Source organism: Halobacillus andaensis (genome assembly GCF_014636475.1).
GTDB classification, from domain to species: domain Bacteria; phylum Bacillota; class Bacilli; order Bacillales; family Halobacillaceae; genus Halobacillus_A; species Halobacillus_A andaensis.
Map to the genome: position 1 here is coordinate 445738 of NZ_BMEL01000002.1, position 25449 is coordinate 471186.

General features: G+C 41.0%; 28 protein-coding genes. 11 read left to right on the forward strand and 17 right to left on the reverse strand.

The window, feature by feature from the left end; translation table 11 throughout:
- Positions 1-60 precede the first annotated feature (60 nt).
- Positions 61-204: a hypothetical protein gene (locus IEV27_RS09615; protein ID WP_188377241.1), complete on the forward strand. Its 144-nt coding sequence runs from the start codon at positions 61-63 to the stop codon at positions 202-204.
- Between the two features lie 471 nt (positions 205-675).
- On the opposite strand, the gene IEV27_RS09620 is transcribed toward IEV27_RS09615, so the two are convergent.
- From IEV27_RS09620 to IEV27_RS09655, 8 genes are all read right to left on the reverse strand, one after another.
- Complete coding sequence (locus IEV27_RS09620; protein WP_188377242.1) at positions 676-1437, reverse strand: class I SAM-dependent methyltransferase; 762 nt, start codon at positions 1435-1437, stop codon at positions 676-678.
- Positions 1438-1557: 120 nt separating this feature from the next.
- Entirely contained in the window at positions 1558-2679 is a 1122-nt protein-coding gene (locus IEV27_RS09625; RefSeq protein ID WP_188377243.1) for a S8 family peptidase, read from the reverse strand.
- Between the two features lie 264 nt (positions 2680-2943).
- Positions 2944-3564: a response regulator gene (locus IEV27_RS09630; protein WP_188377244.1), complete on the reverse strand. Its 621-nt coding sequence runs from the start codon at positions 3562-3564 to the stop codon at positions 2944-2946.
- A gap of 171 nt (positions 3565-3735) precedes the next feature.
- Positions 3736-4728 carry a zinc-binding dehydrogenase gene (locus IEV27_RS09635; RefSeq protein WP_188377245.1) on the reverse strand — a complete coding sequence of 331 codons (993 nt, stop codon included), beginning with the start codon at positions 4726-4728 and terminating at the stop codon, positions 3736-3738.
- Positions 4729-4730: 2 nt separating this feature from the next.
- Positions 4731-5681, reverse strand: coding sequence for an ArsA family ATPase (locus IEV27_RS09640; RefSeq protein ID WP_229735080.1), 951 nt, complete (start codon positions 5679-5681; stop codon positions 4731-4733).
- 16 nt (positions 5682-5697) lie between these two features.
- A complete protein-coding gene (locus IEV27_RS09645; RefSeq protein WP_188377247.1) occupies positions 5698-5964 on the reverse strand; it encodes a cory-CC-star protein in 267 nt (88 codons plus the stop codon).
- A 28-nt stretch (positions 5965-5992) separates the two neighbouring features.
- On the reverse strand, positions 5993-6376 hold the full coding sequence (locus tag IEV27_RS09650; protein WP_188377248.1) for a hypothetical protein: 384 nt from the start codon (positions 6374-6376) through the stop codon (positions 5993-5995).
- A gap of 89 nt (positions 6377-6465) precedes the next feature.
- Positions 6466-8202 carry a carbon starvation CstA family protein gene (locus IEV27_RS09655; RefSeq protein ID WP_188377249.1) on the reverse strand — a complete coding sequence of 579 codons (1737 nt, stop codon included), beginning with the start codon at positions 8200-8202 and terminating at the stop codon, positions 6466-6468.
- 240 nt (positions 8203-8442) lie between these two features.
- Here IEV27_RS09655 and IEV27_RS09660 point away from each other — a divergent pair, with 240 nt between their 5' ends.
- The 4 genes from IEV27_RS09660 to IEV27_RS09675 all read left to right on the forward strand — a co-directional run bounded on the left by IEV27_RS09660 (position 8443) and on the right by IEV27_RS09675 (position 12059).
- Positions 8443-9048, forward strand: a complete 606-nt coding sequence (locus IEV27_RS09660) for an anthranilate synthase component II (protein WP_188377250.1) — start codon at positions 8443-8445, stop codon at positions 9046-9048.
- Complete coding sequence (gene pabB / locus IEV27_RS09665; RefSeq protein WP_188377251.1) at positions 9045-10772, forward strand: aminodeoxychorismate synthase component I; 1728 nt, start codon at positions 9045-9047, stop codon at positions 10770-10772. Before IEV27_RS09660 ends, pabB begins: the two co-directional genes overlap by 4 nt.
- A 9-nt stretch (positions 10773-10781) precedes the next feature.
- A complete protein-coding gene (locus IEV27_RS09670; protein ID WP_229735083.1) occupies positions 10782-11153 on the forward strand; it encodes a thiol-disulfide oxidoreductase DCC family protein in 372 nt (123 codons plus the stop codon).
- A gap of 63 nt (positions 11154-11216) precedes the next feature.
- Complete coding sequence (locus tag IEV27_RS09675) at positions 11217-12059, forward strand: STAS domain-containing protein (RefSeq protein ID WP_188377253.1); 843 nt, start codon at positions 11217-11219, stop codon at positions 12057-12059.
- A 22-nt stretch (positions 12060-12081) separates the two neighbouring features.
- Here the strand turns inward: IEV27_RS09675 and IEV27_RS09680 are convergent, their stop codons facing one another.
- Positions 12082-13083 carry an NADP-dependent oxidoreductase gene (locus IEV27_RS09680; RefSeq protein WP_188377254.1) on the reverse strand — a complete coding sequence of 334 codons (1002 nt, stop codon included), beginning with the start codon at positions 13081-13083 and terminating at the stop codon, positions 12082-12084.
- A 119-nt stretch (positions 13084-13202) separates the two neighbouring features.
- On the opposite strand from IEV27_RS09680, the gene IEV27_RS09685 reads away from it, so the two are divergent.
- Both IEV27_RS09685 and IEV27_RS09690 read left to right on the forward strand, forming a co-directional pair.
- A complete protein-coding gene (locus IEV27_RS09685) occupies positions 13203-13919 on the forward strand; it encodes a GNAT family N-acetyltransferase (RefSeq protein WP_188377255.1) in 717 nt (238 codons plus the stop codon).
- 108 nt (positions 13920-14027) lie between these two features.
- Positions 14028-14810 carry a DUF4037 domain-containing protein gene (locus tag IEV27_RS09690; RefSeq protein ID WP_188377256.1) on the forward strand — a complete coding sequence of 261 codons (783 nt, stop codon included), beginning with the start codon at positions 14028-14030 and terminating at the stop codon, positions 14808-14810.
- A 387-nt stretch (positions 14811-15197) separates the two neighbouring features.
- On the opposite strand, the gene IEV27_RS09695 is transcribed toward IEV27_RS09690, so the two are convergent.
- Both IEV27_RS09695 and exaC read right to left on the reverse strand, forming a co-directional pair.
- On the reverse strand, positions 15198-15566 hold the full coding sequence (locus tag IEV27_RS09695) for a DUF779 domain-containing protein (protein WP_188377257.1): 369 nt from the start codon (positions 15564-15566) through the stop codon (positions 15198-15200).
- A gap of 84 nt (positions 15567-15650) precedes the next feature.
- A complete protein-coding gene (gene exaC, locus IEV27_RS09700; RefSeq protein WP_188377258.1) occupies positions 15651-17171 on the reverse strand; it encodes an acetaldehyde dehydrogenase ExaC in 1521 nt (506 codons plus the stop codon).
- A 199-nt stretch (positions 17172-17370) separates the two neighbouring features.
- Between exaC and IEV27_RS09705 the strand changes: the two genes are divergently transcribed.
- On the forward strand, positions 17371-18249 hold the full coding sequence (locus IEV27_RS09705) for a 5'-3' exonuclease (protein ID WP_188377259.1): 879 nt from the start codon (positions 17371-17373) through the stop codon (positions 18247-18249).
- Positions 18250-18282: 33 nt separating this feature from the next.
- On the opposite strand, the gene IEV27_RS09710 is transcribed toward IEV27_RS09705, so the two are convergent.
- The 4 genes from IEV27_RS09710 to IEV27_RS09725 all read right to left on the reverse strand — a co-directional run bounded on the left by IEV27_RS09710 (position 18283) and on the right by IEV27_RS09725 (position 21701).
- Positions 18283-19545, reverse strand: a complete 1263-nt coding sequence (locus IEV27_RS09710) for a helix-turn-helix transcriptional regulator (RefSeq protein ID WP_188377260.1) — start codon at positions 19543-19545, stop codon at positions 18283-18285.
- Positions 19546-19748: 203 nt separating this feature from the next.
- A complete protein-coding gene (locus IEV27_RS09715; protein WP_188377261.1) occupies positions 19749-20381 on the reverse strand; it encodes an SDR family oxidoreductase in 633 nt (210 codons plus the stop codon).
- A 71-nt stretch (positions 20382-20452) separates the two neighbouring features.
- Positions 20453-21397 carry a PD-(D/E)XK nuclease family protein gene (locus IEV27_RS09720; protein WP_188377262.1) on the reverse strand — a complete coding sequence of 315 codons (945 nt, stop codon included), beginning with the start codon at positions 21395-21397 and terminating at the stop codon, positions 20453-20455.
- Position 21398: 1 nt separating this feature from the next.
- A complete protein-coding gene (locus IEV27_RS09725) occupies positions 21399-21701 on the reverse strand; it encodes an MGMT family protein (RefSeq protein ID WP_188377263.1) in 303 nt (100 codons plus the stop codon).
- 94 nt (positions 21702-21795) lie between these two features.
- Here IEV27_RS09725 and thiD point away from each other — a divergent pair, with 94 nt between their 5' ends.
- The 3 genes from thiD to IEV27_RS09740 are packed head-to-tail and all read left to right on the forward strand — an operon-like array spanning position 21796 to position 23734.
- Positions 21796-22599, forward strand: a complete 804-nt coding sequence (gene thiD, locus IEV27_RS09730; RefSeq protein ID WP_188377264.1) for a bifunctional hydroxymethylpyrimidine kinase/phosphomethylpyrimidine kinase — start codon at positions 21796-21798, stop codon at positions 22597-22599.
- A 17-nt stretch (positions 22600-22616) separates the two neighbouring features.
- The gene (locus IEV27_RS09735; protein WP_188377265.1) at positions 22617-23282 is read left to right on the forward strand and encodes a Type 1 glutamine amidotransferase-like domain-containing protein; all 666 of its coding nucleotides are present in this window, start codon (positions 22617-22619) and stop codon (positions 23280-23282) included.
- A gap of 5 nt (positions 23283-23287) precedes the next feature.
- Positions 23288-23734, forward strand: coding sequence for a regulatory YrvL family protein (locus IEV27_RS09740; RefSeq protein WP_188377266.1), 447 nt, complete (start codon positions 23288-23290; stop codon positions 23732-23734).
- A 26-nt stretch (positions 23735-23760) separates the two neighbouring features.
- Here the strand turns inward: IEV27_RS09740 and trhO are convergent, their stop codons facing one another.
- Together trhO and IEV27_RS09750 are read right to left on the reverse strand one after the other, a co-directional pair.
- On the reverse strand, positions 23761-24702 hold the full coding sequence (gene trhO / locus IEV27_RS09745) for an oxygen-dependent tRNA uridine(34) hydroxylase TrhO (RefSeq protein WP_188377267.1): 942 nt from the start codon (positions 24700-24702) through the stop codon (positions 23761-23763).
- A 146-nt stretch (positions 24703-24848) separates the two neighbouring features.
- Entirely contained in the window at positions 24849-25397 is a 549-nt protein-coding gene (locus tag IEV27_RS09750) for a cysteine hydrolase family protein (RefSeq protein ID WP_188377268.1), read from the reverse strand.
- Between the last annotated feature and the right edge of the window lie 52 nt (positions 25398-25449).

Consider the following 25449-nt stretch of genomic DNA (forward strand, 5'->3'; position numbering starts at 1 on the left):
AAAGAGGAGTAGAATAAGTATATCCGCTAGAAGAGGGTGTATCCATAAGGGGGAATTAATATGGCTTGGTTACATGGAATCCATGCTGCTAGATTTCTATTTATTGGGTTTTTCTCGTTAACAGCGTTGAGCCTTATCACTTTTCAATCCATGGCAATGTTTCATGCATTTATAGAGTTTTTTGAATTTTTTCGACGCAGATAATAAAGTAGGTGAACTGGAGTTCACCTTCAGCTTGTAGAGAGTACGTTAGAGAGAGTAAAGGGTTGAAGGAAACGACTCCCTTTCAGCGGGCGAATGGTGTGACCCCTGATGGCTTTATCAGCCCTCCGGGGTCACACCTTATTCACTTTTCCCGCAGGAGTCTCGCCGTTTTCTACAATCCTTTTTCGAAATAACTGGCAAAATCATTTACTCAAGCTGTGCCCTTATGAAAACAGCGTTTGCGAAAGGGCATTCACTCTACGAGGGTTTCAAGATTCCATTCTGGTCAAAGGAACGGAAAAAGTGCCGACTCCTGTGGGACGAGCAGACAGGAGAAGCTCCGCAGGTCGCAGACCGAGGAGATTTTCCGTCATGCCCCGCGGAAAGCGGCGCTTTTTCCTGTTCCTTTCTCCATAAGTACGTCTTAGCTTTTTCGACAGCCTCAAGGTGAACTAAAGTTCACCTTCTTTTTTATTTATGCACGGCTGTAGCCTCAAAAGTAATGATCTCAGTGGATGGATCAGGGAACTTGTGACGTGAGTAATCACTAGAAATAGTGATTTCCTTAAAGCCAAGGCTGTTTAGCAAAAGGCGAAACTCTTCTACCCCATACCATCGCAGTGGGAACTGTTCCAATTCGGTTGCAACGAGCTTTCCTTCTCTCCAGCGCTCATAGCGATTGTGAGAAATCGTGTATTGGTTAATGAAATCTACTTCAACCAGCTTGTCTTCCAATGTAATAATATCTCCATTGGCTAAATGCCATGTTCTTGTAGAAGCTCTTCCTATAGAGAATTCTTTTGGCACAAAGAGATCAAGAATGAGCTTACCGCCTTTGTTTAAGTGGGAGTAACATTGTTCTAGAACTTGAATGGATTCTTTGCGCTTGTGCAGAAGTAAGAAGGTACCTGTTGGGATAATGATCGCATCATAGCTTCGATCCGTAGGAAAACTCTCCATCCTTCCTTGATATAAGCGAGGCGAAAGATCACGCTCTTTGCAATTTTTACGACAAATGGCCAGCATTTCATCAGATAGATCAAACCCTTCCACGTCTAATCCTGCATCAAGTAATGGAATGAGTATTCTTCCTGTCCCTACAGCAGGTTCTAGAATAGGCCCTGAGACTCCACTCAAACATTCTTTATAAAACTCTACATCGCCAAATGAATGACCAATAGGTTTATCGATGTCATAAATCTCAGAAGACATTCGGTTATAAAAGTTCAGCATCCTTGTCCCTCTCTTTCTCCAACTTCTATTCTATTTATCATAACATGATCACTCAAAAAAAAGACCAGTAACCATCAAAGGTTACTGGACAAAGTTTTTAGGAATAAAAGGGGGGGTAATTTATTGAACAGCTGCCTCAGCATTGACGAGTCCATTGCCATAGTCAAAGGAATCGCCAAGTGGGGTAGCGGTTTCGTTTAAAATTGTGCGAACCTCATCATTGCTTAAGCTTGAATCATCAGCAAAAACGAGAGCCGCCACACCAGCTACGTGCGGGCTGGCCATAGATGTTCCATTAAACTCATCATAAGAGTTTTCAGGGATCGAACTTAATACATCTACTCCTGGAGCCATAACTTCTAATTCATTTCCACGGCTGGAGAAAGAAGCAACATTATTATCACTGTCTACAGCTCCAACAGCCATAGCTGCATCATATTTTGCAGGGTATCCAATCGTGTTGAATGGACCGAATGATCCTTCGTTACCTGCTGCAGCTACAACAAGTACACCACTGTCATCCGCGTTATTGACCGCTTGCTCAAGGGCAGAAGATCCGATTGACCCTCCAAGGCTCATATTAATAACATCCATATCATTGTCAATGGCCCATTCTATCCCTTCAGCAATAGCGCTGTAAGAACCGCTTCCTTCGCCGTCAAGTACTTTAACAGCATAAAGGTCAGTTTCGGGAGCTACACCTAGAACACCAAGGTCGTTATCGACGCCAGCTACTGTGCCGGCAACATGTGTACCATGCCCATTTTGATCATTAAATGGATCCGGCTCTTCGCTAATAAAGCTTTCGCCGCCTGCAACATTTAGATCTTCATGAGCAGCTTCGATTCCAGAATCCAAAACAGCTACTTTTACACCAGATCCTGTGTTTCCGCTGTCTTGGACATCATCTGCATTAACTTGCTCAATGCCTTCTGGTGTCGTTTGTGCCAAAGCTTTTGCTTCTTGGTCTTTTTCAACAAAATCTACATTAGGATTGTTGGAAAGAGCGTCAACTGCCTGTTCAGGCAGTTTTGCTTTGACTACATTCATATGTTTATACTGATGTTCGACTTCTCCTCCTACATTCTTAACAGCATTAGATTGAACATCATTTTTAAAACCAATTAAGTAATCGTTAACTGGAGATTCTTTAGAATCGGCACTTACGGCGCTTCCTAGTGCTGCGGATAAAGCAAGCGCTAATAATAGGATGTATCCTATCCACTTCCATTGCTTCTTCATTAAATGTCCTCCTTGTGTTGATTACATAAAAGCCCGGGCAAAAATTATGTAATATCTAAATTGTTACAATTTTATGATAACATGGTTTCAGACGAATTGTTATTGGGAAAGAGGAGGGGGTTTTAGAGGCGTAAAGGATGATATTTCGACACCACTTGTTCAAGTATTTGGTAATCAAGGAGTGAAATGTTCGTAATATCTCGCAAATGTTCATATTTCGCTCAAAATGTTCATTAAAAAATCGCCCTAACGGAGGGCGATTTTTTAATGGGTATACCATTCATATAACTTTTTAGGACGACCAATTTTTTGGTGACGCACGACTTGTTTCACTTTTCCATCCTCTAGCAAATGCATAAGATAACGGTAAACCGTGGGGTAGGCCAAACCAACACTTGAAGAGATTTCATCCACTGATTTAGGCGTGTGATGCTCCTTTAAGTAAGCAGCAATTGAATCCAGTGTCCCTTTACTTATCCCTTTAGCCGTGTACACGTCCTCTTCAATCTTTAATCGGTTTCTCATATTTACAATTTGAATGTGGAGGTGAATGCGAGAGATGATGTCGAGAGCTTTAATCGGCTTTAAAGCAAAGTCTGTCGCCCCTTCCTGGAGGAATTCTTCCGCCGTTTCATAACGATCATCTTCTGTTAAAACGAGAATGGGTATTTGTTGATTTTCATAGCGTACTTGTTTGACCATCTCTAGTCCATCCAAAATAGGCATATGGTAATCAACGATTAAGATATCATAGTGATTTTTGTTAAATAAGTATAAACCATCTCGTCCATCCACGGCAGTGTCAGCGGTTAAACCATCTCTTTCGCATAAATCCTTCATCATTTCTCTCATCGCTTCATCGTCATCGACAATTAATAACCTCACTGCAGAACCCTCCTTTTTTGTATCCTTTACCGATTCACAATGTCAATACTACTAATATTATAATTTAAAGCTTGGGTTGGCAATGGTTTATGTAGAGAAAATTAGAAGATTTATGGGTAAGTGAGAGAGATGATGAAAAACCCCATGACGAGTCGCGTCATAGGGTTCAGGTTAGCTGATAGAGAAACCGATTTTTCCAAAGTTCTTGGAATCGCGAAGGTATTCAAAAGCTTCCTTGTATTCAGAAAGCTCAAACATGCGATCGACTTCTGGTTTAATGTCATGCTGTTCAATAAACTGAAGTAACGCTTTAAATTCTTCGGCACTTCCCATCGTTGAGCCAAGGAGGTTGTATTGACCGTAGAAAAACTTCCGAATATCAATTGTAACCTCATCTTCTGTTGTCGCTCCAAACGTAACGATCGTCCCGCCTTTACGAATGATTTGTAATGATTTATCAAAAGTAGCACGCCCGATGCTTTCAACCAATACATCGACTTGCTCGTCTTTTAATTCTTCATTCCAATCCGATTGCGTTAAAATCGCTGCGTCCGCTCCGAGTTCTTTTGCTTTTTCAAGTTTTTCTTCGCTTCGAGAGGTGACGATAACACGTGCTCCAGCAGCTTTCGCAAATTTTAAGGCGAATGTAAGTACGCCGCTTCCGATGCCAGGCAGCATGACGGTATCCCCTTGTTTAATCTTTGCACGAGTGAACAATACGCGGTAAGCAGTAAGGGCAGCAAGAGAAAGTACACCTGCTTCTTCCCAGTTTAAATGGTTTGGTTTCGGTTCTACATTATCAGCCGGGATCGTAATGTACTCAGCGAATGTGCCGTGATCTGGCAGTCCAACAATTTCAAAGCCGGCTGGGGGAGCATCGCTGTTTTGTTTCCAGCCTAGACCAGGGTTGATAATGACTTCTTCTCCTTTTTGCACATGTTCGACTTCAGCTCCGACCTCATCAATAATACCCGCTCCATCCGATCCTAAGATAAGCGGTGGCTCATCCGTTTTGTGTCGGCTCGTAACGGCTACATCTCTACGGTTCATCCCGGCCGTTTTCAGTTTCACCCTCACTTTATTTGATTCAACAGGGGGGAGGTCCATTTCTTCATAGGATAATCCGTTTAGCCCTTCAAGTTTTGAGTGGTTGATGGCTTTCATTATTACGTGTCCTCCTTCATTAGATTGCTTAAATGGTCTGCAAAAATGGATAGCTTGTCCATATCGGAAACATCCTCTTCAAAAAGAGGTACTTTAATGAGCCTCTGCTTTTTAAAGACTCGATCAATCTCATCTAAATAATTTTTTTCCTGCTTTCTGCGCTTTTCTAAAAAAGCGCCATCCGCATGCTCAGGAAGCACCTTATTGACGATTAACGTTTTAATGTGCAGATGGTGCTGATCGAGCTGTTTAATCGCTTGCTGTGTCTCTAAAATAGGGAGACGTTCGGGAATAAGTACAAAAATGAATCCCGTCTGTTTACGATCTAAAATGATATCACGCACAGCGGCGAATTTTTCTTTCCTTTTTCGTAACACATCATAAATGGGGTCATCGATAGGTTCTCCGTCATTCAGCAGCTGAGTATAATTGTCCGTGATTTTCTGTCTTCTTTCAAGCATTCCATCGATCCAAACACTCATCAGTTCCGGAAGCGTAAGCAGTCGAATGGTGTGACCTGTGGGCGCGGTGTCAAATACGATTTTATCAAATTGATCGGACTCTTCTAGAATAATGGAGATGAGCCGGTCAAATAACGCTGCCTCATCTGCTCCAGGAGAAGCGCTGGCCATATCAATTTGCCGGTGAACTTCTTCGACCATTCGAGATTTTACTAATCCTTGCAAGTTATCCTTCACACCTTGAATGTAACGTTTAGACTCTCGCGAAGGGTCAACTTCAATCCCCCACAAATTTTCTTCCAGCGAGGTTTTCTCATGTTTTATTTTTTTGTGGAAAATGTCTCCTAAGTTATGGGCAGGGTCAGTGGAGACCACTAACGTTTTATGACCTGCTCTTGCAAAGGCGACAGCTAAAGCGGCAGAAGATGTGGATTTTCCTACGCCGCCCTTGCCGCCGACAAAAAGAATTTTGTTTGATGGTAAGTCAGTCACGTTAGACACTCCTTCCTTAGCAGCATCTAATTCCGTCCAATGGTGATTTCTCCATTCCCATTCGTAAGTGCCAGTCATGGAACCTTTCAATAATAAAAGGATAAAGCTCTAACGTATAATAAAAGGCTGGGTTAGGAATGCCGAGCATGTCAGAGTATACGAGCAGAAGAAAAAGATCATCTTCATCTCTTAATTCTCGAGCTACTTCATTCTTATGGGGGAGACTTAAAACTTCATCATAGAATTGGAATAGACGTTTTAATGAAAATTTACGATCAGCCATCTCGTTCACCTCTTCTTAAAAAGGTTCGTTATTGAGCGGGAGTTAACATTTGTTTAATAAGTGTATCACAATCCTTGGTACCTTCAGAGTATTTGCCATTTACGAAAACGGCATTGTATTTAATGTGACGACTTAAGTTTTGACCAGCCTCTATTAAAGGAATGTGACGATATTTTAATTGTTTTATAAAGTAGAGGGTAATGGCAAACAAATTTCTTGGATCTAAATACGTAATCTCAATTTGCTCACCAAACTGGTTAGTTAGTGATCGGTACAACTCTCCCATCCGTTGACGATCTTCATCATGGTGGTTAAATTCGTCTTTCATTTCAATGAATCCTTCTCCACATATGCCTCCACAACAACCCATTCCTATTTCTTTTTCAGGACGTATAATTACAACCTCTACCATAACCACGTACTCCTTTCTCGTAACATAAGAATTAGGACAAGTTAAATAGAGAAAGCCGCACATTCAAATGCGCGACTCTCTACATATCATTAGGCACTTTTTTCTATACGATCTTTATTGCTGCTCATTAAAGCAGAAGCAGCTGTGAACATAATCCACAAAGCAAATACGAAGATAATCGCCCCGAACGTGAAGAGCAGCCAGTCACTTTGGTTGGCCCATGGTGCCCATTCCGTCATAACTTGAAGGAACATGGCATAAAGGGTCATGAACATAAGGAAAGCCATTGGAATCACAGCCGGCCAATAATTTCTACCTTGACGTTTCAGCCAGATCGCGATTAACAGTAAACTAATTCCAGCTAGTAATTGGTTGGACGTACCAAACAATGGCCACAGCAAGTATCCACCGGAACCAAAGCCATTTGGACCTTCTGGGATAAGAGTGAGAGCTGCACTAGATACAACAGCAACTGTAGTGGCAACATGAGTCTTTGTTAATGGAGTTACCTTGTATTCTGTACCAAGCTCAGCAATAATATAGCGCATGAGTCGTACAGATGAATCGAGTGTCGTTGCTGCAAAACTAACAACAATAACAGAAACAATCGTCGATGCTACAGAGGCAGGGATACCTAAGCCGGCAGCTAGAGCTCCTGCACCTTGAATGAATACGCCTAAACCTTCGCCATTTGCAGCCGTAAATCCGCTGTATGTGGCAGAGAATTCAGCAGTACTAGGGAAAAACGTAATTACGGCAATGATGGCGATTAGAGCTAACGCCCCTTCACCGACAGCACCTAAATATCCAACAAATCGAGCATCCGTTTCTTTATTTAACTGCTTGGAAGATGTACCAGAAGCAACGAGGCCGTGGAACCCGGAAATGGCGCCGCACGCAATGGTAATAAAGAGAAGCGGAAACCATGAAGTATCTGCAGAAGTGTTGCTGACTGGTGCCGTAATTTCTGGGTTTGTAAATAATAAACCTAAATAAAGCAATCCTAAACCTACAATTAACTGGTGAGAGTTAATATAATCACGAGGCTGCAACAGCTTCCAAACGGGTAGAGTAGAAGCAATATATACATAAACCATCAGCACTATAATCCATACAAAGAATGCTGAGGCCGTAGCACTTAAACCAAATATTCCTGCAGCTTCTTCTCCGCCGAAATAGCGAACTAAATCAATTTGCATTGCGGGTACATAGCTTGCGACGATAGCTGCAAGATACATGACACCTAAAGCTACAATGGAAGGGAGCAGCATACTCTTCTTCCGCTTGTATACACTATAGCCAATCCAAATCGCTAGAGGAATCTGAATAAACACGGATAGAACACTAGCAGGGAATGAAATAAACAAGTTAGCAATAACCCAGGCAAAAACAGCGTTTACCATGAGTACGAGTAGTAAGATAATGAATAAGAACAGTATTTTAGCTCGTTGGCCAATTAATTTATTAGCTAAAGTCCCGACGGATTGACCTTTGTTTCGTACGGATAAAACAAGTGTTCCAAAGTCATGGACACCAGCCGCAAAGACAGTACCGAGCAAGACCCATAGTAGTGCAGGGAGCCAGCCCCAATATACTGCGATGGCAGGTCCTACAATGGGAGCCGCGCCGGCAACGGAGGTAAAGTGGTGCCCCCACAATACAAATTTGTTCGTAGGAACAAAATCTACACCATCCTTATATTGATGGGCAGGAGTTGTATAGTTTGGATCTAATCGATAAATTTTCTCTGCGATAAATTTTGAGTAGTACTTATAACCTAGAATGAAGATGATACCTCCAGCTACAGCCAGCCAGATCGCACTCATATTAACCCCTCCTATAATTGGTATGTGTAAATTATTTTTGTATACGCTTACACATAGTTCATTATACTATGTTTTTTAAAAATCTTTCAATATATATAACTGATTTATCAAAATATTATATACAATTATGTGGAATTATAGTTAAATTGGATTAAATAGGAAAAAAGATCTAGCGTGAAATGTATGGACAGGATAGATATAATAGAAAGCGGTATAATTTTTAAAGTGAAGGTGTTTACTATGATTGTAATCATTGATAACTATGATTCATTTACATACAACTTGGTTCAATATTTCAAACAATTGGAAAGTGATGTTGTTGTTTTTCGGAATGATGAAGTCACGTTAGCACAATTGATTTTACAGAAGCCGACACTTCTCGTTCTTTCTCCTGGACCAGGCCGGCCTGATGAGACCGGGGTTTGTAGAAAAGTACTTCAACACTTTGCAGGCTCCGTTCCCATATTGGGGGTTTGTTTGGGGCATCAATTAATTGTCGAGCATTTCGGTGGAAGAACGGAAGAGGGCGTACAGCCCATGCATGGAAAAGTAACTAAAATTACTCATGACGGAAGAACAGTGTTTCAAAAATTGGCAACTCCTGTTCAAGTGGCTCGTTACCATTCCCTGCATACACCTTTAGAAGACATGCCCATTTGTTTAGAAATTAGTGCGATGTCTGAAGATTCAGTTGTGATGGCGGTACGCCATCACTTGCATCCCATTGAAGGGCTTCAATTTCACCCGGAAGCTATTTTAACGGAGCGTGGGTTTGAAATGCTGGAAAATTTCTACAATCACGCGGTTGAGTTTATGAACCAAAAGACAAAGGGGACATCAGTATGAGTAACGTTCACATGATGTTTGAATTTGAAGAAGATAATGGAGAGATTCAACCCAAGCAATTTTCTCACCCTATTTTTGTGATCGAGGCTTATAAAATAGATGAAGTAGAAGCTGCTTTCACAAAGGTTGAACAAGCTCTGTCAGAAGGTTGTTATGTTGCGGGGTACGTTTCCTATGAAGCGGCACCAGCTTTTGACTCGTCTTATAAAGTAAAAAATGGCTCCAAGTGGCCGCTTGCCTGGTTTGGAGTATTTGAAAAGCCGGTGACTGAAGAGTCAGAGATCGGCGTGAGTGATTATGCGGTTTCGGAATGGAAGATGGAAGGTAGCTTAGAAAGCTATACGAAGGGCATCAATCAAATTAAAAGAGCCATTAAACGCGGAGATACGTATCAAATTAATTATACAACGCAGCTCCGAACTTCTTTTAAAGGACATGATCTCTCCTTTTATAAACAGCTTACCAATAATCAAAAATCCGGCTATAGTGCTTATTTGAACTTCGGTAACGGACGCCGGATAGTTTCTGCTTCTCCGGAATTGTTCTTTCGAAAAAATGGAAGAAAAATTAAAACTAAACCGATGAAAGGAACAGCGCGACGAGGCTGCACGCTGCAAGACGATGAAAAACAAAAGCAGTACCTCTTAGAGTCAGATAAAGAGAGAGCCGAGAACGTTATGATTGTAGATTTATTACGAAACGATATTGGGAAGGTGGCTGTCTCTGGATCCGTAAACGTTTCTAAGTTGTTTGAGATTGAAACGTACCCTACGGTCCATCAAATGACATCTACGATTGAAGCAGTGCTTGAAGACCATCATTCCATGTGGGGTATTTTTAAAGCGTTATTTCCGTGCGGTTCTATTACAGGAGCTCCAAAGGTGAGAACGATGGAATACATAGCTGATTTAGAGACTTCACCTCGAGAGGTATACTGTGGAGCCGTCGGATTTATGACCCCTCAAGGAGAAGCTGTGTTTAATGTTCCGATAAGAACCGTAATGCTGGATAGAGACGAAGCTTCTTACGGTACAGGAGGAGGCGTAACGTGGGACTCAACTCCAATGAACGAGTTTGAAGAAATAAAGGCAAAAGCGCAGTTGCTGGTGGAGAAACGTCCCGAATTTCAATTGCTGGAATCGATGAAATTAGAGGGAGGAGAATATCCGCTTCTCCCTTATCACATTGACCGACTTAAACAATCCGCTCAATATTTTAATTTTAGCTACGATGAAAATTCTGTATATGACATTCTTAATAAATGGAGAAAAGAAAATCCCCGAGGCCTTTTTAAAGTCAGGCTGCTTCTCGATGAAAGTGGAACAGTGGGAGGGGAAGTGCAATCCATCCAACCACCTCCCGAACGGGTAATTTGTGCTCTTGCGAAACACCCTGTGGACGAAAACAACCCTTTCTTATATCACAAAACGACACATCGTGCTGTTTATGAAGCTCACAAGCAAGAAGGTGTTTTTGCCGTATTGTTATGGAATTCAAAGGATGAATTGACCGAGTTTACGATGGCTAATGTAGTCGTCAAGCAAGGTGGAGAATATTTCACTCCGCAAGTAAATTCAGGTTTATTAAGGGGGGCGTTTCGGGAATTATTGCTGTCAGAAAGAAAGATAAAAGAAAAAAAGATTTATAAAAGTGACTTGGACACTTGTGAAGAGGTGTGGATGATTAATGGGGTACGGGGGTGGATTAAAGTCGATCTAGTGTAAGGAGGCCGAATGGTGAAACATATCGTTTTTTACGATGCGCAGTGTCCTTTTTGCTATTATGTTAAGAAGTGGGTTCAACGCTTGGATTGGAACGCTAATATGAAATGGGTTTCCGTTCAGGAAGTATATAAGAACGGGCGGTATCCTTACTTGGAGGGTCGGCCGCTGCTTGATGAGATTCACCTTTTAACCGATCAAGGAAAAGTAGTCGAAGGGTTTCATTCGATCCGATTCATCTTGTTACAGCTCCCTCTTTTCTTTATGCCTGGTTTATTATTATACTTACCTGGCATGAAAGTATGGGGAGTACGTTTATATAAATGGTTCTCCAGCAGACGTTATGAGTGGTTTGGTCAATATGATCAACCGAGGTATGACTGATTTTTTTACAATCTCTTTGAAAAATACTTATAATAAAAAAAGAACGAAGGAGCTTCTTTACTTATGAAGGAAGAATTGAAGTATATAGGAAACCGTATTATTGAATTTAGACATGAGCTTACTTTAGAAATTGAGAATTATGAACAAGAATCCTATGTATCAAGTATTAACCAATCTGATTTAACGAGGGAACAAATTAGAGAGTGGCGTTCTTATTTTTTTCAGCTGCTTGGTGAATCGTTGTTCGAAAATTACGAAGAAGTGAAAGAAAAAGTCACGAACTGGGCGAATGAAATTGGTGAGAAAGCAGTGGATAAAGGGATTCCTCTTAATGAAACCATTGCCACCATGGGATATTATCGAACGTTGATTTGGAAAACGTTTGATAAAGAACTGCAGGAAAATCAATTTGCAGCCATCACAGTTTTAGATGTGAATAAATTTATCAATCCATTATTAGACCAAGTGATTTTTCAATTTAGTCAAATTTATATCCGCCATAATAACGAGGCCTACGAGAAGGCGCAAGATAAATTAACTCAATTATCTGTTCCTGTGGTTCCTATTGCAGATCGTGTAGCTGTGCTGCCCGTCATTGGCGAACTGGATCCAGAGCGGGCTCAGCTTATCATGGAAAAGTCACTGGAGAAAAGTTCTAAATACCAGCTTCAATACTTACTTATCGATATTTCCGGCGTGCCAGAAATTGATGCAACGTTAGCCCATTTTCTTTTTCAGGTAAGCCATTCGTTGGAGTTAGTAGGAGTGGACACTACGTTAACAGGAATCCGTCCGGAAATTGCCCGCTCTGTTGTAGAAAGAGGGGTTGACTTTACTCAAGTCAAAACAAGAGCAAATTTAAAACAAGCCTTAAATGAAATTGGAATTAGTGTGGAAAAAGCGTAGGAGGAACTCCTACGCTTTTTGTTTATTCTGGATCTGCTACTTTTACAAGCTGCTTCCCTAAGTTTTCCCCTTTGAAGAGACCAAAGAAAGCATCTGGAATTTGATCAAATCCTTCGACAATTGTTTCTTCATACGTAAGCTTTCCTTCTTGCAGCCATTTAGAAAGGTGCTGGAAGCCCTCGCTAAAACGTTCCTGATAATCACCAACTGTGAACCCCTTTACAAGAGCACTTGATTTAATGAGCTGCATATGAATTCTTGGTCCTTGATCGTTCGGTGTATTGTAAGAGGAGATGGCTCCACATTGTACAATGCGCGCGAATTTATTGAGTAATGGATAAACAGAGTCAGAAATATCCCCGCCTACGTTGTCGAAATAGACATCCACGCCGTTAGGACAAGCTTCCTCTAATGCTTGAGCGACATTCTCATTTTTATAATTAATGACGACATCGACCCCTAATTCATCAGTAAGATAACGCGTCTTTTCCTTAGTGCCTGCAATACCAACCACTCGACACCCGTAAATTTTTCCAATTTGAACAACGGCTGAACCAACGGCACCTGCTGCCCCGGATACGACAAGGGTTTCGCCTTCTTTAGGCGCCCCAATATCGATAAGGCCAAAGTAGGCAGTCAAGCCCGGCATCCCAAGAATACCTAACGAGGTAGTGACAGGGCCTAGAGAGGGATCGACTTTTCTTAAGGATTTTTCATCCGCAACCGAGTACTCTTTCCATTCCAGTGCCCCTGTTACGATATCTCCTTGATTAAATTGTTCGGAGCGGGATTCTGTCACTTGAGCGATCGCGCCGCCGGATATGGGTTCATTTAATTGGAAAGGTTCAATATATGATTTAGCATCGCTCATACGGCCTCTCATGTAAGGGTCAACGGAGACGTATAGAGTTCTTAACAATACTTCTCCTTCCTCAGGCTTGGGATTACTTTGTTCGACTATATTTAAGTGTTCATGCGTTGGTGTAGCTTCTGGTCTTTTAACTAAATGTATTTCACGGTTCAATATTTTCCACTCCTTTATGTTAAGGTCTTTTCATTGTAACGGTGGAATCAATGTTCATAAAATAATCAGCTCTAAAATTGCCCATTCATGATAGAGTAGTAGAAAAAGGGGAAAAGGAAATGAACAAGGAAGTAAAAATAGTAGAAGGAGAGAATTTTGTTACTGTCGAAGAAGCAGATCAACTTGACCCCGTAAAGATGAAAGTGCTCTTAGATGAGATCGAAGCAAACTTTAAGAAGGTTGAACACTTCACTGTTCTGTTAAGTGAGTTTCAAACAGAACAAGTCAAAGGGGTGCTGTTTGAAAAAGGCTATCAATGGGCAGAAACAACAGTTTATGTACATAAAAATCTTATTCAACTAGAAGATCATCCCTGTTCGATAAAGTTAAAAGATTTAGAAACATACTCTGAAGCTGCTTTTCTAGACGTGTGGAAAGAGTCCATGATCGGTTCTCTAAATGGTGGGTCGCGATTGAACATGGAAGAACAAATGAAAAGTGTTAAAAAAGAGATTGGTACAAGCTATGGGAAGACGTGTATCACTGCCTTTGAAAATGAAGAACCGATCGGAGTGATGATGCCTCATATAGAACAAGGGACGAAGGAAGAAGGGCGGTTGTTTTACTTCGGATTACTCCCAAAGTTCCGGGGGAGTCATAAAGGAAGAGAACTCCATCACCTTGCTTTAACTAGATTAAGAAATGATTTTGGAGCCACTACTTATATTGGAGCAACCAGTCAAAATAATGAACCAATGTTAAAGGTGTTTTCCGCCAATGGTTGTGAAGTAAAAGAGAAAAAAAATGCATTCATGAAAAGTAGAAAACTTAAATAGAGAGAAAAAAGGTAGACATATAGAAATTTTGGTAAATATTTGATAAGGTGTAAGGGTGTTAGTAAAAAAGAACAGCATCGATAGAATATAAAAGTTTGGAGAGAGGCAATGATCCTAAAAGAGATAGCTGTTAAGGTGGCCAATGCTTATAAAGACAACTCAAAAGTTGAAGCGATTTACATTGCTGGTTCCCTATCCAGGGAGTGGGAAGATGAATACTCTGATATTGAGTTAAATATTTGTTGGAGTGAGCCTCCTAGTGATGAAGATCGTAAGTGCGTCATTGACGAACTGAACGGCAGCATCATTGATTTTCACGATTACGAAGAGGAAGAATGGTCCGAATCGTATAAAGTGGATGGAGCTAAAATTGAAATCAGCAGCTTTTTGACAGAAACAATACTTAAGAAGATTCAACGAGTGACTAAAGAATTCCGAATTGATATAGAGGATCAGAGTATCGCGGCTTCTATTCATTATGGTATTCCATTATACGGCGAAGAAGTCCTGGATGGACTTAAAGCAAAAGTACTTGTTTACCCTGAATCTCTAAGCATCAACATGATCAACGCCCATTTAGACTTTGGACCGAGATGGAAGCACCGCCACACCCTGCTGGAAAGAGAAGATTGGCTTATGTTTTATGCTTTGTTAACGAGTACCCAGGAAAAGGTGATGGGGCTCTTATTTGGACTCAATTGTATGTATGTCCACCACCCCGCCTACAAATGGCAAAAACAGAGCTTAGATTTGATGAATATTAAGCCCGATCGTATAAATGAACGTTTAGAAAGTGTATTCTTATCGAGTCCTGCTAAAGGTCTTCAAGAATTAGAGTTAGTGATTGAAGACGTGGAGCGATTGATTGATGAGAAGGATACTTCCTTATGATGAAAAAAGCACCATGACTTTGGCGAGGTGCAGCTTGTAGAGAAACCTCTTGTTTTTCTACAAGTTTTTTGTGCGCACGGGGCGGGTGAATACCACTCGTTTTCCACGGACGAACGCCCGAGTCTCCTCGTGAAAACCCACACTGCGGGGTCTCGGATCGCCCGTTTTTCCGCAGGAGTCTCGCGGTATTCGCCCGTCCCTAACCGAAAAAGACTCTCCTTCACCTTGGCGTTCTTTTCTAGAGTGAAACACAACTAACACCGCCTTAGAAAGTTATTACCTATGGTGTATCAAATGCACACGGTGAAAAATGAAAGTTCCAGAAAAAATAAAGACTGTCGAGACTTTCTCGACAGTCTGCACCTCGCCTTTGGAGAGGTGCATTTTCTAAAAGGCTTCTTCCTCTTTCAATTGCTTATATTCTTCATCCGTAAAAGCACGTGACCGGGACAAGAACCGTTTTCCCTCTACTCCTTCTAACGAAAACATCCCACCTCGGCCATCGACCACATCAATGATTAATTGGGTGTGTTTCCAATAATCATATTGCTTTTTATTCATATAAAAAGGTGTGTCTCCAATTTCGCCTAAATTTACATCCTGACTTCCAATGAGTAAGTCTCCCTGCTGATAACACATAGGGGAGCTCCCATCACAGCATCCACCCGATTGGTGAAACATCAGCGGTCCGTGCTTTTCCTTAAGCGTGGACAAAAGTTCGAGGGCAGCGTCAGTTGCAATAACACGTTCAACCATCAGCTATTCACCTCCGATTTTAGTTTTAGAAGCATTGAAAGGGGGCGGTATAAATAATCCCCCTTTCAATGCTGCTTTTCTATTCTAAAAGAATCCTAGCTTCTGCGGGCTGTAGCTGACAAGTAGGTTTTTCGTTTGTTGATAATGATCCAGCATCATCTTATGGTTTTCACGGCCGACACCCGACATTTTGTAACCGCCAAATGCTGCATGAGCTGGGTATGAGTGATAGCAGTTTGTCCATACTCGGCCTGCTTCGATGCCGCGTCCGAAGCGATAAGCTGTATTCATGTCTCGAGTCCAAACACCTGCACCAAGGCCGTATAACGTATCATTGGCAATGTTCATAGCTTCTTCATGATCTTTAAAAGTAGTAACAGATAGGACTGGACCAAAAATTTCTTCTTGGAAGATTCTCATCTGGTTATTCCCTTTAAACATCGTAGGCTGTACGTAATATCCATCAGCAAAGTCGCCATCCATTTGATTACGTTCTCCACCAACCAAGCATTCAGCTCCTTCTTCTTTACCAATATTTAAGTAAGAAAGGATTTTATCCAGCTGTTCTGAAGAAGCTTGAGCTCCCATCATCACCTCTGGGTCTAATGGGTTACCTGTTTTGATTGCCTTAACACGTTCAATCACTCTTTCCATAAACTTGTCGTAAATGGATTCGTGAATAAGAGCTCGGGAAGGACAGGTACAAACTTCACCTTGGTTTAAGGCAAACATTACCATCCCTTCAATTGTTTTATCTAAGAAGTCATCATCCTCTGCCATCACGTCTTCGAAGAAAATGTTTGGAGATTTCCCTCCAAGCTCCAATGTAACTGGGATGATGTTTTGAGATGCATATTGCATAATCATTCGACCCGTTGTAGTTTCCCCGGTAAAGGCTACTTTATTAATGCGAGGATTCTGGGCGAGTGGTTTACCCGCTTCTAAACCGAACCCGTTCACTACATTTAAAACGCCGGCTGGAAGTAAGTCTTCAATCATTTCGAGTAAGTATAGAATAGATGCAGGTGTTTGTTCTGCAGGTTTTAGTACGATGGCATTTCCGGCGGCAAGCGCAGGCGCGACCTTCCAAGTTGCCATAAGTATAGGGAAGTTCCAAGGAATAATTTGTCCGACAACACCTAGCGGCTCTTTAAAATGATAGGCAACCGTATCGTTATCAATTTCTCCAATTGTACCTTCTTCTGAACGAATAACGGAAGCAAAGTAGCGGAAGTGATCGATAGCCAAAGGGATATCAGCATTTAATGTTTCACGAACAGCTTTTCCATTTTCCCATGTCTCCGCAACAGCGAGCTGTTCCAGATTTTCCTCCATACGATCAGCAATCCGATTTAAAATTAATGATCTTTCTGTCACAGACGTCTTACCCCACGCATCTTTCGCTTTATGAGCAGCATCAATGGCAAGTTCAACGTCTTCTTCTGTAGAACGAGCCACCTGGCAGAAATTTTTTCCAGTTACAGGTGAAACGTTATTAAAGTATTGTCCTTTGACGGGGGCTGTCCATTTGCCGTCAATAAAGTTGTCGTATCGGTCCTTAAATTGTACAATTGATCCTTCTGTGTTTGGAAATGCGTAGACCATGTGTTAGATTCCTCCCGAAATATTCTTTTAAGTGCAAGCGCTTACAAAATTCAACGAAAGAAAAGCTGCACTTAATTCGAAAGTATCACTGTATCTGAATTTTGTCAATTATTAGATAATGTTGGCGGGGACAAAGGCTCGCGTCGTCTATTAAATTTGTTATAATAGATTCATCTTTATGATAGAAAGGATAGAATTTATGACGACGACAACGAATCGCATTATGCTCGTAGATGGGATGGCGCTGTTATTTAGAGCATTCTACGCCACAGCTATGAGCAATTATTATATGGTCAATAGCAAAGGCATGCCCACGAATGGCGTATATGGAATGATGAAGCACCTATTTACTGCTATTGAAACCTATCAGCCTACTCACGTGGTCTGCTGCTGGGATATGGGGAGCAAAACCTTTAGAAATGACCTGTTTCCAGATTATAAAGCAAATCGTGGGGCACCACCTGAAGAATTGATTCCTCAATTTGATTTAGCTAAAGAAGTAGTGGAATCATTGAATATCCCGAACATAGGCACAGTTGGATATGAGGCTGATGACTGCATGGGCACGTTAAGCCAGGGGTATAGTGAACATTCTCAAGTATTTATTTTGACGGGAGATCAAGATATGCTGCAGCTGCTGAAGCCGAATATCTCCGTCGTTTTATTGAAAAAAGGGTACGGGAATTATGCTGAATATCACGAAGATTCCTTTTACGATGAAAAAGGAATTACTCCTCAACAAATGGTCGACTTAAAGGCATTGATGGGGGACAGCAGTGATAATTATCCTGGGGTTCGCGGCATTGGTGAAAAAACAGCATTAAAATTATTGATGGAGCACAAAACGATTGAAGGCATTTTAGAAAATATAGAGCAACTCACGAAAGGGCAGCGAGCTAAGATTGAGCAGGATTTAGAAATGCTGCATTTATCGAGAAAGCTTGCTCAAATTCATTGCGAAGCGGACGTTAATTGTTCCCTCGATGAGGCTTTATTTTATATCGACGAAGAACGTATGGCGAGCAAATTTGATGAATTAGAATTTAAAAACTGGCAGAAAAATATTGTGCGAATGTAAAAAGACGATCGGCCTAAGAGCCGATCGTCTTTTTTAAAGGATCTCTTTAATTTGAGTTGATTTATAGCGGCTGGCTTCTATAAAGAGCATCGAACATTTTTTATACATTCTTCGCTCATAGTAGAGCTCAGCTAACAGCTCTAAATAATTTTTGTGATCATTATATTCGTTTAGCGAAAGTGCATCAGGAATAATGGTCTTCTCTAGCATTTCAATAAATGTATCATCATTCATTGTTTGATTCATTTTGTGCTTTAAGACGTAAAATTTGTGTTGATACTTCACATCTTTATGTTGGTTGGCTACTTCTTCTCCTTTGGATAAGTAGTCCCGGCTGGCCTGTTTGTCTTCCAGGTGATGATACGTCTCAGCGAGCAAATATAAAGTACTTACAATGGAAAGCTTTTCTCTTTCTTTTAGCTTTAAGGCAAAGAGTAAATGGTCAACGGCAAGGTCATATTCTTTTTGATTGTTATAGATATAGCCCAGGTTGTGATAGATCCTTCCTTCATCTATTACACTTAAGTGTTCTTTGGATCCTTTTAATAATTTATGGAATAGGCGCTCAGCTACATCATGAACACCTAAGAAGTTATAGTTAATCGCAAGCATCATGTAACAGTCCGTGATTTTAGAGTAGGTAAGCGATTTCTGGTATTCTTCTAGGGCAAGGTTAGCGTAGTAGTTAGATTCAACATACATTCGGAGGCGTGTATACGTGAGGGAAAAATGATAGTAAAGCTCACTATCGTGGTGTGGGAGCTTTTCCATCATTTTTTCAGCACATTGAAAATGATGAATGGTTTTTTTGTATTCCAAACTTAAGAAGTGATGAATACCGATCGTTTTATAATAAAGAAAACGAAATTCATTCGAAGATTGAGACAGCACGTCACCAAGCTCTTTTGTTATTTTTTTTGATAGAGGTTTATGAGTTTTGGTCAATTGGTACCTGGAGTGCACCACTTTATATAAGTTGGATAAATCAATGTTTTGATTTTTATGAAGGTGAAGCCTGCATTTCTCCTGTAATTCATCCATAAGAGGAAAATCCTTTAATTGAATGGCTTCGTGCCAGTTAAGGATTTCCTTATAAATCTCCTCATCGAACTCTTCATTTAAGTTTTCTAATCGAATATTTAATCTCTTGCCCAAAAGACGGTAGATCTCATCACTCGCAATCATCGTATTATGTTCAATTTTGCTAAGATATGAAACGGAGCAAATTCCGTCTGCTAATTCTTCTAATGTCATGTTTTTAAACTTACGATGCTGCTTAATTAATTGGCCCTTCAAAACTCTCACCTCTTCATCAACAAATAACTTATCGTGCCCGAGCTCTTAATAATTGAAACTACCTTGCATTATATCAAACTATCGTTAAACAGAGTAATAAAATTGGGTATTTTGACATATTTTTCATAAAAAAAGAGTAGAAGAGGCAGCACTAAAAAAACACGGGTGAAGCTCCATCAGCTCTGCCCGTGTTTTTGTATTCATTATAATGTTTTTAATGCGTCTTCGATTTGCGTATCGCCTGAGATCATCTCAAAAGTTTTATGATAGGCGTTTTGATATTGCATACATGTTATCATTGTCTTCGCTACATCCGCACGTGGAACTTCGCCTCGTTCCACTTTTTCTCCCACTTTAATTTTAGTGGTTGCTTCATCATCTGTTAAGGCCCCAGGGCGGACAATCGTATAGTCGAGCTCAGTACCTCGTAAATATTCATCAGCTTCACGTTTCATATCTAGATAAACTTTAAAGTTTCCAGATGCTTCGCTTGAATCATCTGCATTCATCGCACTTAGCATAACAAACTTCTTAATACCAAGATTCTCAGTGTGTTTAATTAGATTGATCGCACCGTCTCGATCCACTGCTTTAGTTTGTTCCGGTCCTGTGCTAGAGCCTGAACCAGCAGCGAAAATAACTGCATCCATCCCTTTAATCGCATGACCAACATCCTTCGTTAGATCTGCCAGGACTGGAGTTCCGCCCAGGTTTTCAATTGTACTTTTTTGTTCCTCTTTACGTACCATACCATAAGGTTCGTGGCCGTCTTCTTTTAAATTTTGTATGAGTAAACGTCCTGTGTTTCCATTAGCTCCTGCTACTAGTACTTTCATAACTCACAAAACTCCCTTCGCATAAATCTGCATCCACCTAATATGTATCCGATTCAGATTCGTCTTAAACATTAGGGTGTGGAAGGGAAGCATAGCTCTTGGTAATTGCAGCGTGCACATATACGTGGATCTTCCTGCATCGAAAACTGCTCAATTGGTTTAGGGATGTTCTCATTAGGATTGATCAGTAAGTTCTGCATTTGCTCCAAGCTTATTCCATATAAACGCTGCACGTTGACTAAATCTTGTTCTTTCAGTTGATGATCAACATGAGTACCATCAAGTAAATATTCGTTTCGGATTACGATGTCATCCAGGGAGTCAATGTTATGCTTTTGCTGCAAATACAAAGCATATAGGGCCAGCTGATTACGATCTTCTTCAGAGGATTTTCCGGTTTTCCAATCGACAATAACCCAGTTTCCTTGTGTTAAATCTTTATAAAGCAAGTCCATGACAATGAATATTTTTATCCCATCGACTTTCATGTATCGGAACTTCTCTGACTCCATGAACCGCATCTCACTTTTGTTAAGTACATCGGAAAACGAGCGGCTGGCAAAGAAGTTGCTTACGGTCGTGTGAAGTCGATCCGTAATTTTGTCAATTTTACCTTTGGGCAGTTGGTTCGTCTGACTGTAATAGATCTCATGCAGCATTGTGTAGTGTTTTGGCCGGTGCTGCCATAAATGCTCTTTCTTTGTTGATTCAATAAAGCTGCGATTGAGTTGGTGCCGAATTTCATCTACCACAGCCTCTTCACTAGGAATCTCTTGATTTTTCAGGACTCGTTGAATAATTTGATAGATTAACTCGTGCACCACACTTCCGAAATGCATTTCTAAGTTCGTAATCTTCTTTAAACGATAGGTTTGTCGAGCGAGTGAATCAGCGTTGTGAAGCCAGCCATTATGGGAAGCGTAATAATCATAAGCGTATTTTCTTAGACAGGTCAGCATGGTCTTATGTCTTGACAAAGACCATGACATTTCCGGGTAATTTCTAACCTCAAACATTCTATATCCTCCATTGGAAATCTTGTAAATTTACTTTCTTGTTTATAACGACGACCCCTTCATCCTCAAGCTCCAACTGCTGCTCTAATGCAGTTTCATCATCTTTAATAGCGATTTCTCCTTTTGCATTTATCACTCGATGCCAAGGGAGGTGGTGTTTTTGACTCATCGAATGAAGGATACGAGCAACTTGTCTGGCGGCACGAGGGTTGCCAGCCTCACGAGCTACTTGACCGTACGTCATAACCCCACCGGGTGGAATCGAACGAATCGTCTTCAATACCCTTTCAGTAAAAGGATTCATAGGAAAAGCTCCTCTCCTTCGTTCACATCAATAGCCGAAAGGTAACAAAATTTGGTACAATTCAGCTAAACAATTAGAGAACGGAGATTTATGTATGAGTATACCACGAGCATTAACCATCGCTGGTTCCGCGGCCCAGGGAAGTGCAGGCATCCAGGCCGATCTCAAAACGTTTCAAGAACTAGACGTTTACGGAATGAGTGCTGTTACAGCCATTGTAGCTAATAACTCAACAACAGAACAAGGAATTTTCACTCAGCCCGTGCAAGCCATAGAAGCCCAAATACACGCCTCTTTTGAACACGTAGAACCGCAAGCACTTAAAACGGGAATGTTATTTACTGAAGAAATCATAGATCGAACAAGCGAATTGATCTCTTATTATGGAATAAAAAATGTGGTGGTCGACCCAGTGATGATTGGCAAAATGGGTTCTCAGCTTCTCTTGGATGAAGCGATCGAAGCGCTAACGAAACACCTGCTGCCGACAGCAACGATCATCACGCCCAATTTAGAAGAAGCGGCACGTCTATTAAACGTATCCACTCCTGATTCACCTTCAGCAATGGAGAAGGCCGCCCGTGAGCTTCACGAAACAGGCGCTCAGTACGTATTAGTGAAAGGTGGTTCTCTAAAGGATTATCCAGCCATCGATATTCTCTATGACGGAGAAGAAATGATTTATCTCCAATCCGAACGTTTCCCCACTATTCATACGAGTGGAGCGGGGTGTACGTATTCTGCTGCGATAACAGCAGAACTTGCTAAGGGGAAGCCGGTAGAGGAGGCTGTTAGAACAGCAAAAGCGTTTGTAACTACAGCTATTAAATACGCACTCAACTTTAATAGAGGAATTGGTTCCACTTATCATGCAGCTTATCGTAAATATCATAAATAGAGTAGAGGAGGGAATCCATGAGGAACACCCATTTGTTTCTTATCGGTAGTGGCCCCCCAATGCCAAACCTGCTTGCAAAGAGCTTTGCTCATTTGAAAGAGGAAGGACCCGTTGTATTACTTTATTCACCAAGAGAAGGGGTAGAAATTGAAAAGTATGCTTCGGCTTACACCGAGCCGATTTTATCTTATTCGCCTCATGCTGCCTTTTCCTATATCTCGATAAAGGAGCATTATTCCAAAGACGAGCTGGACACACTTAAATCGGCTGGTGCTGTAATGATTGGCGGAGGGGATACGGTAAAGTATCAGCGTAATATTGTCGATACCGATCTTGCTCCAGTTATTAGAGGTCTGCACAAGCAAGGGGTTCCAATTGCTGGATACTCAGCCGGAGCGCTGATTGCTCCGGAAACATGTGCGATTTCTGCGAAGGATAATGCGGAAGGGATCATCTTATATAAGGAAGGGCTTGGTTTAATCGAAAACATAGCTCTATCCGCTCATTATTTAAGGTGGCAAGATCAGTCTCATTTAAGACAAATCGTACGGAATTTAAAGGTGGGAGTCGGATATGGGGTGGACGACCAATCTGGTATTTATATTACGGAGAAGGGGCTTAAAGCAATAGAGGGGTATGTATACATGGAGAGGCTGTCTTGTGTAAGGGAAGGAAAAGGATAAACGACATGTCTAAAAAGAAGCCGTTTAATGAATTAGACCGAAAAACCAAACTCATTGTGATTGTTATTTTGTCTTTTCTCGTTTTATTAGGCTTATTTATAATCCTGGGAATATTCTTCTTAGGGATGGTAGGGTTGTTTCAACTTTTAGGAGTCACTTATGAGTCCAATCGCTCTCTTGTTTTCTTTGGATTACTCGTGCTTACATTAGGTTTTCTATTTGAAGTGTTGGCGAAGCTCGTTAAGGCTCAAATCATAAACGTGAAAAAAGCCCACCTTCACGTTAGAGTAGGGATTGACATACTATTTACTTGGTTCACAGTGTACATCGTCGATGAACTGATTGTAAGCGTCGCGATGCACATGTGGTCACAATGGATCTTTGCTTTACTGTTAGTCGCCATAGACTATGCATTTGATGATCGAAAAATAAGAAACGAAAAACTCGCTTAGGCATGAGGCCTAAGCGAGTTATTGGATTAACCGGAGATTCGGTCATATTTATCAATTTGTTTTTGTCGTTCAGCATCCCAACGGTTTTCTGGATGCTCTTTACATTCTGTTGTACAAGCAGCATGCTGTTCGATCTCACACTCTTTACAGCATACATATTGACGGTTACAAATCGGATTGCTGCAGTTAATCATGCGATCTTCTTTTTTGCCGCAATGTTCACATTCAGCAACTATTTTATCTTCAACCTGATTAACAGGAACGGCTATGCGCTCATCAAAGACGTACATTTTACCATCAAAAAGTTCCCCTTGGACTTCGGGATCTTTTCCGTAAGTGGTAATACCGCCTTCAAGCTGATACACATCTTCTACACCATTCTTCATAAGGATACCTGTTAACTTCTCACAACGAATACCACCTGTACAATAGGTAAGGACTTTCTTATCCTTCCACTGATCGGCATTTTCAGCAATCCATTCAGGGAACTCACGAGAGTGATCCACTCCTGGTTGAATCGCATTACGGAAGTGGCCGATGCGGTACTCATACTCGTTTCGACCATCAATGACGATCGTATCTTCATCTTTAAGCATTTCGTAGAATTCTTTTGGCTTCAAATGCTTTCCGCCAAATTCTTTAGGATCGATATCGTCTTCTTCTATGCTCCAATTGACAAGCTCAGGTTTAACGCGGCAGTGCATTTTTTTGAATGCATGTCCTTCATGCTCATCAATTTTAAAGTGTATGTCAGCAAAACGCTCATCTGAACGCACGTAGTCCATATATTGTTCAACTTGTTCAACGGTACCAGAAACAGTCCCGTTTATGCCTTCTGGGGAAACAATAATACGACCACGCAGGCCTAAATCTTTACAGTATTTTAAATGGTTTTGGCAATATTCTTCGTAGTCAGGCAGATCAACGTACTTGTAGTACAAAAGAACTCGGTAATCTTGTGAGCTCATGGGTGATTCCTCCTATATAAATTCCTGCTTATATATAAAAACATAAATGTCCATAAACCATCATATTCGATTTTTTCAAGAATAGCAAATGGCAGTTTTTTGAACAAAATAAAAACGCACCGCTGGTTCACGTGGTGCGCTCAATTCTATTTAACTGAAGCTCCAAGTACACTTTCAAAATGCCCAAGAGCCCACTCATGCCCTGTTTGATTAAAGCTGGCTACAGCATTTTTATGAACGACGATTTGATAACCGAGATTGTAAGCTTCCACCGCCGTGTGCAGGACGCATATATCGGTGCAAACACCAACTAAGTGCAGTTCGGTGATTCCTCGCTCGCGTAATTTAATGTCTAACTTTGTACCGCTAAAAGCGCTGTATCTTGTTTTATCCATGTAAAAAATGTTCGGTTTCAACTGGTGCTCGTTATAAACATTGGCTAGTTCACCGTAAAGGTCTCGGCCGTGCGTTCCTCGAATGTTATGAGGTGGAAAAAGCTTCGTTTCTGGATGGTAAGGATCGCCTTCTTCGTGAACATCCACAGCAAAGACAACATAATCTTCTTGTTTAATAAATTCTTTCGTTAACTGAGTGATATTGTCTTCGATACTCTGTCCTGGCTCTCCACAAGTCAGCGCTCCATCATCTGCAACAAAATCATAGGTGTAATCAATTACAATCAATGCTTTATTCATTCCATGCCACACCCCTTATGCACTGTATATACACTTATCTTAACATAAGGGA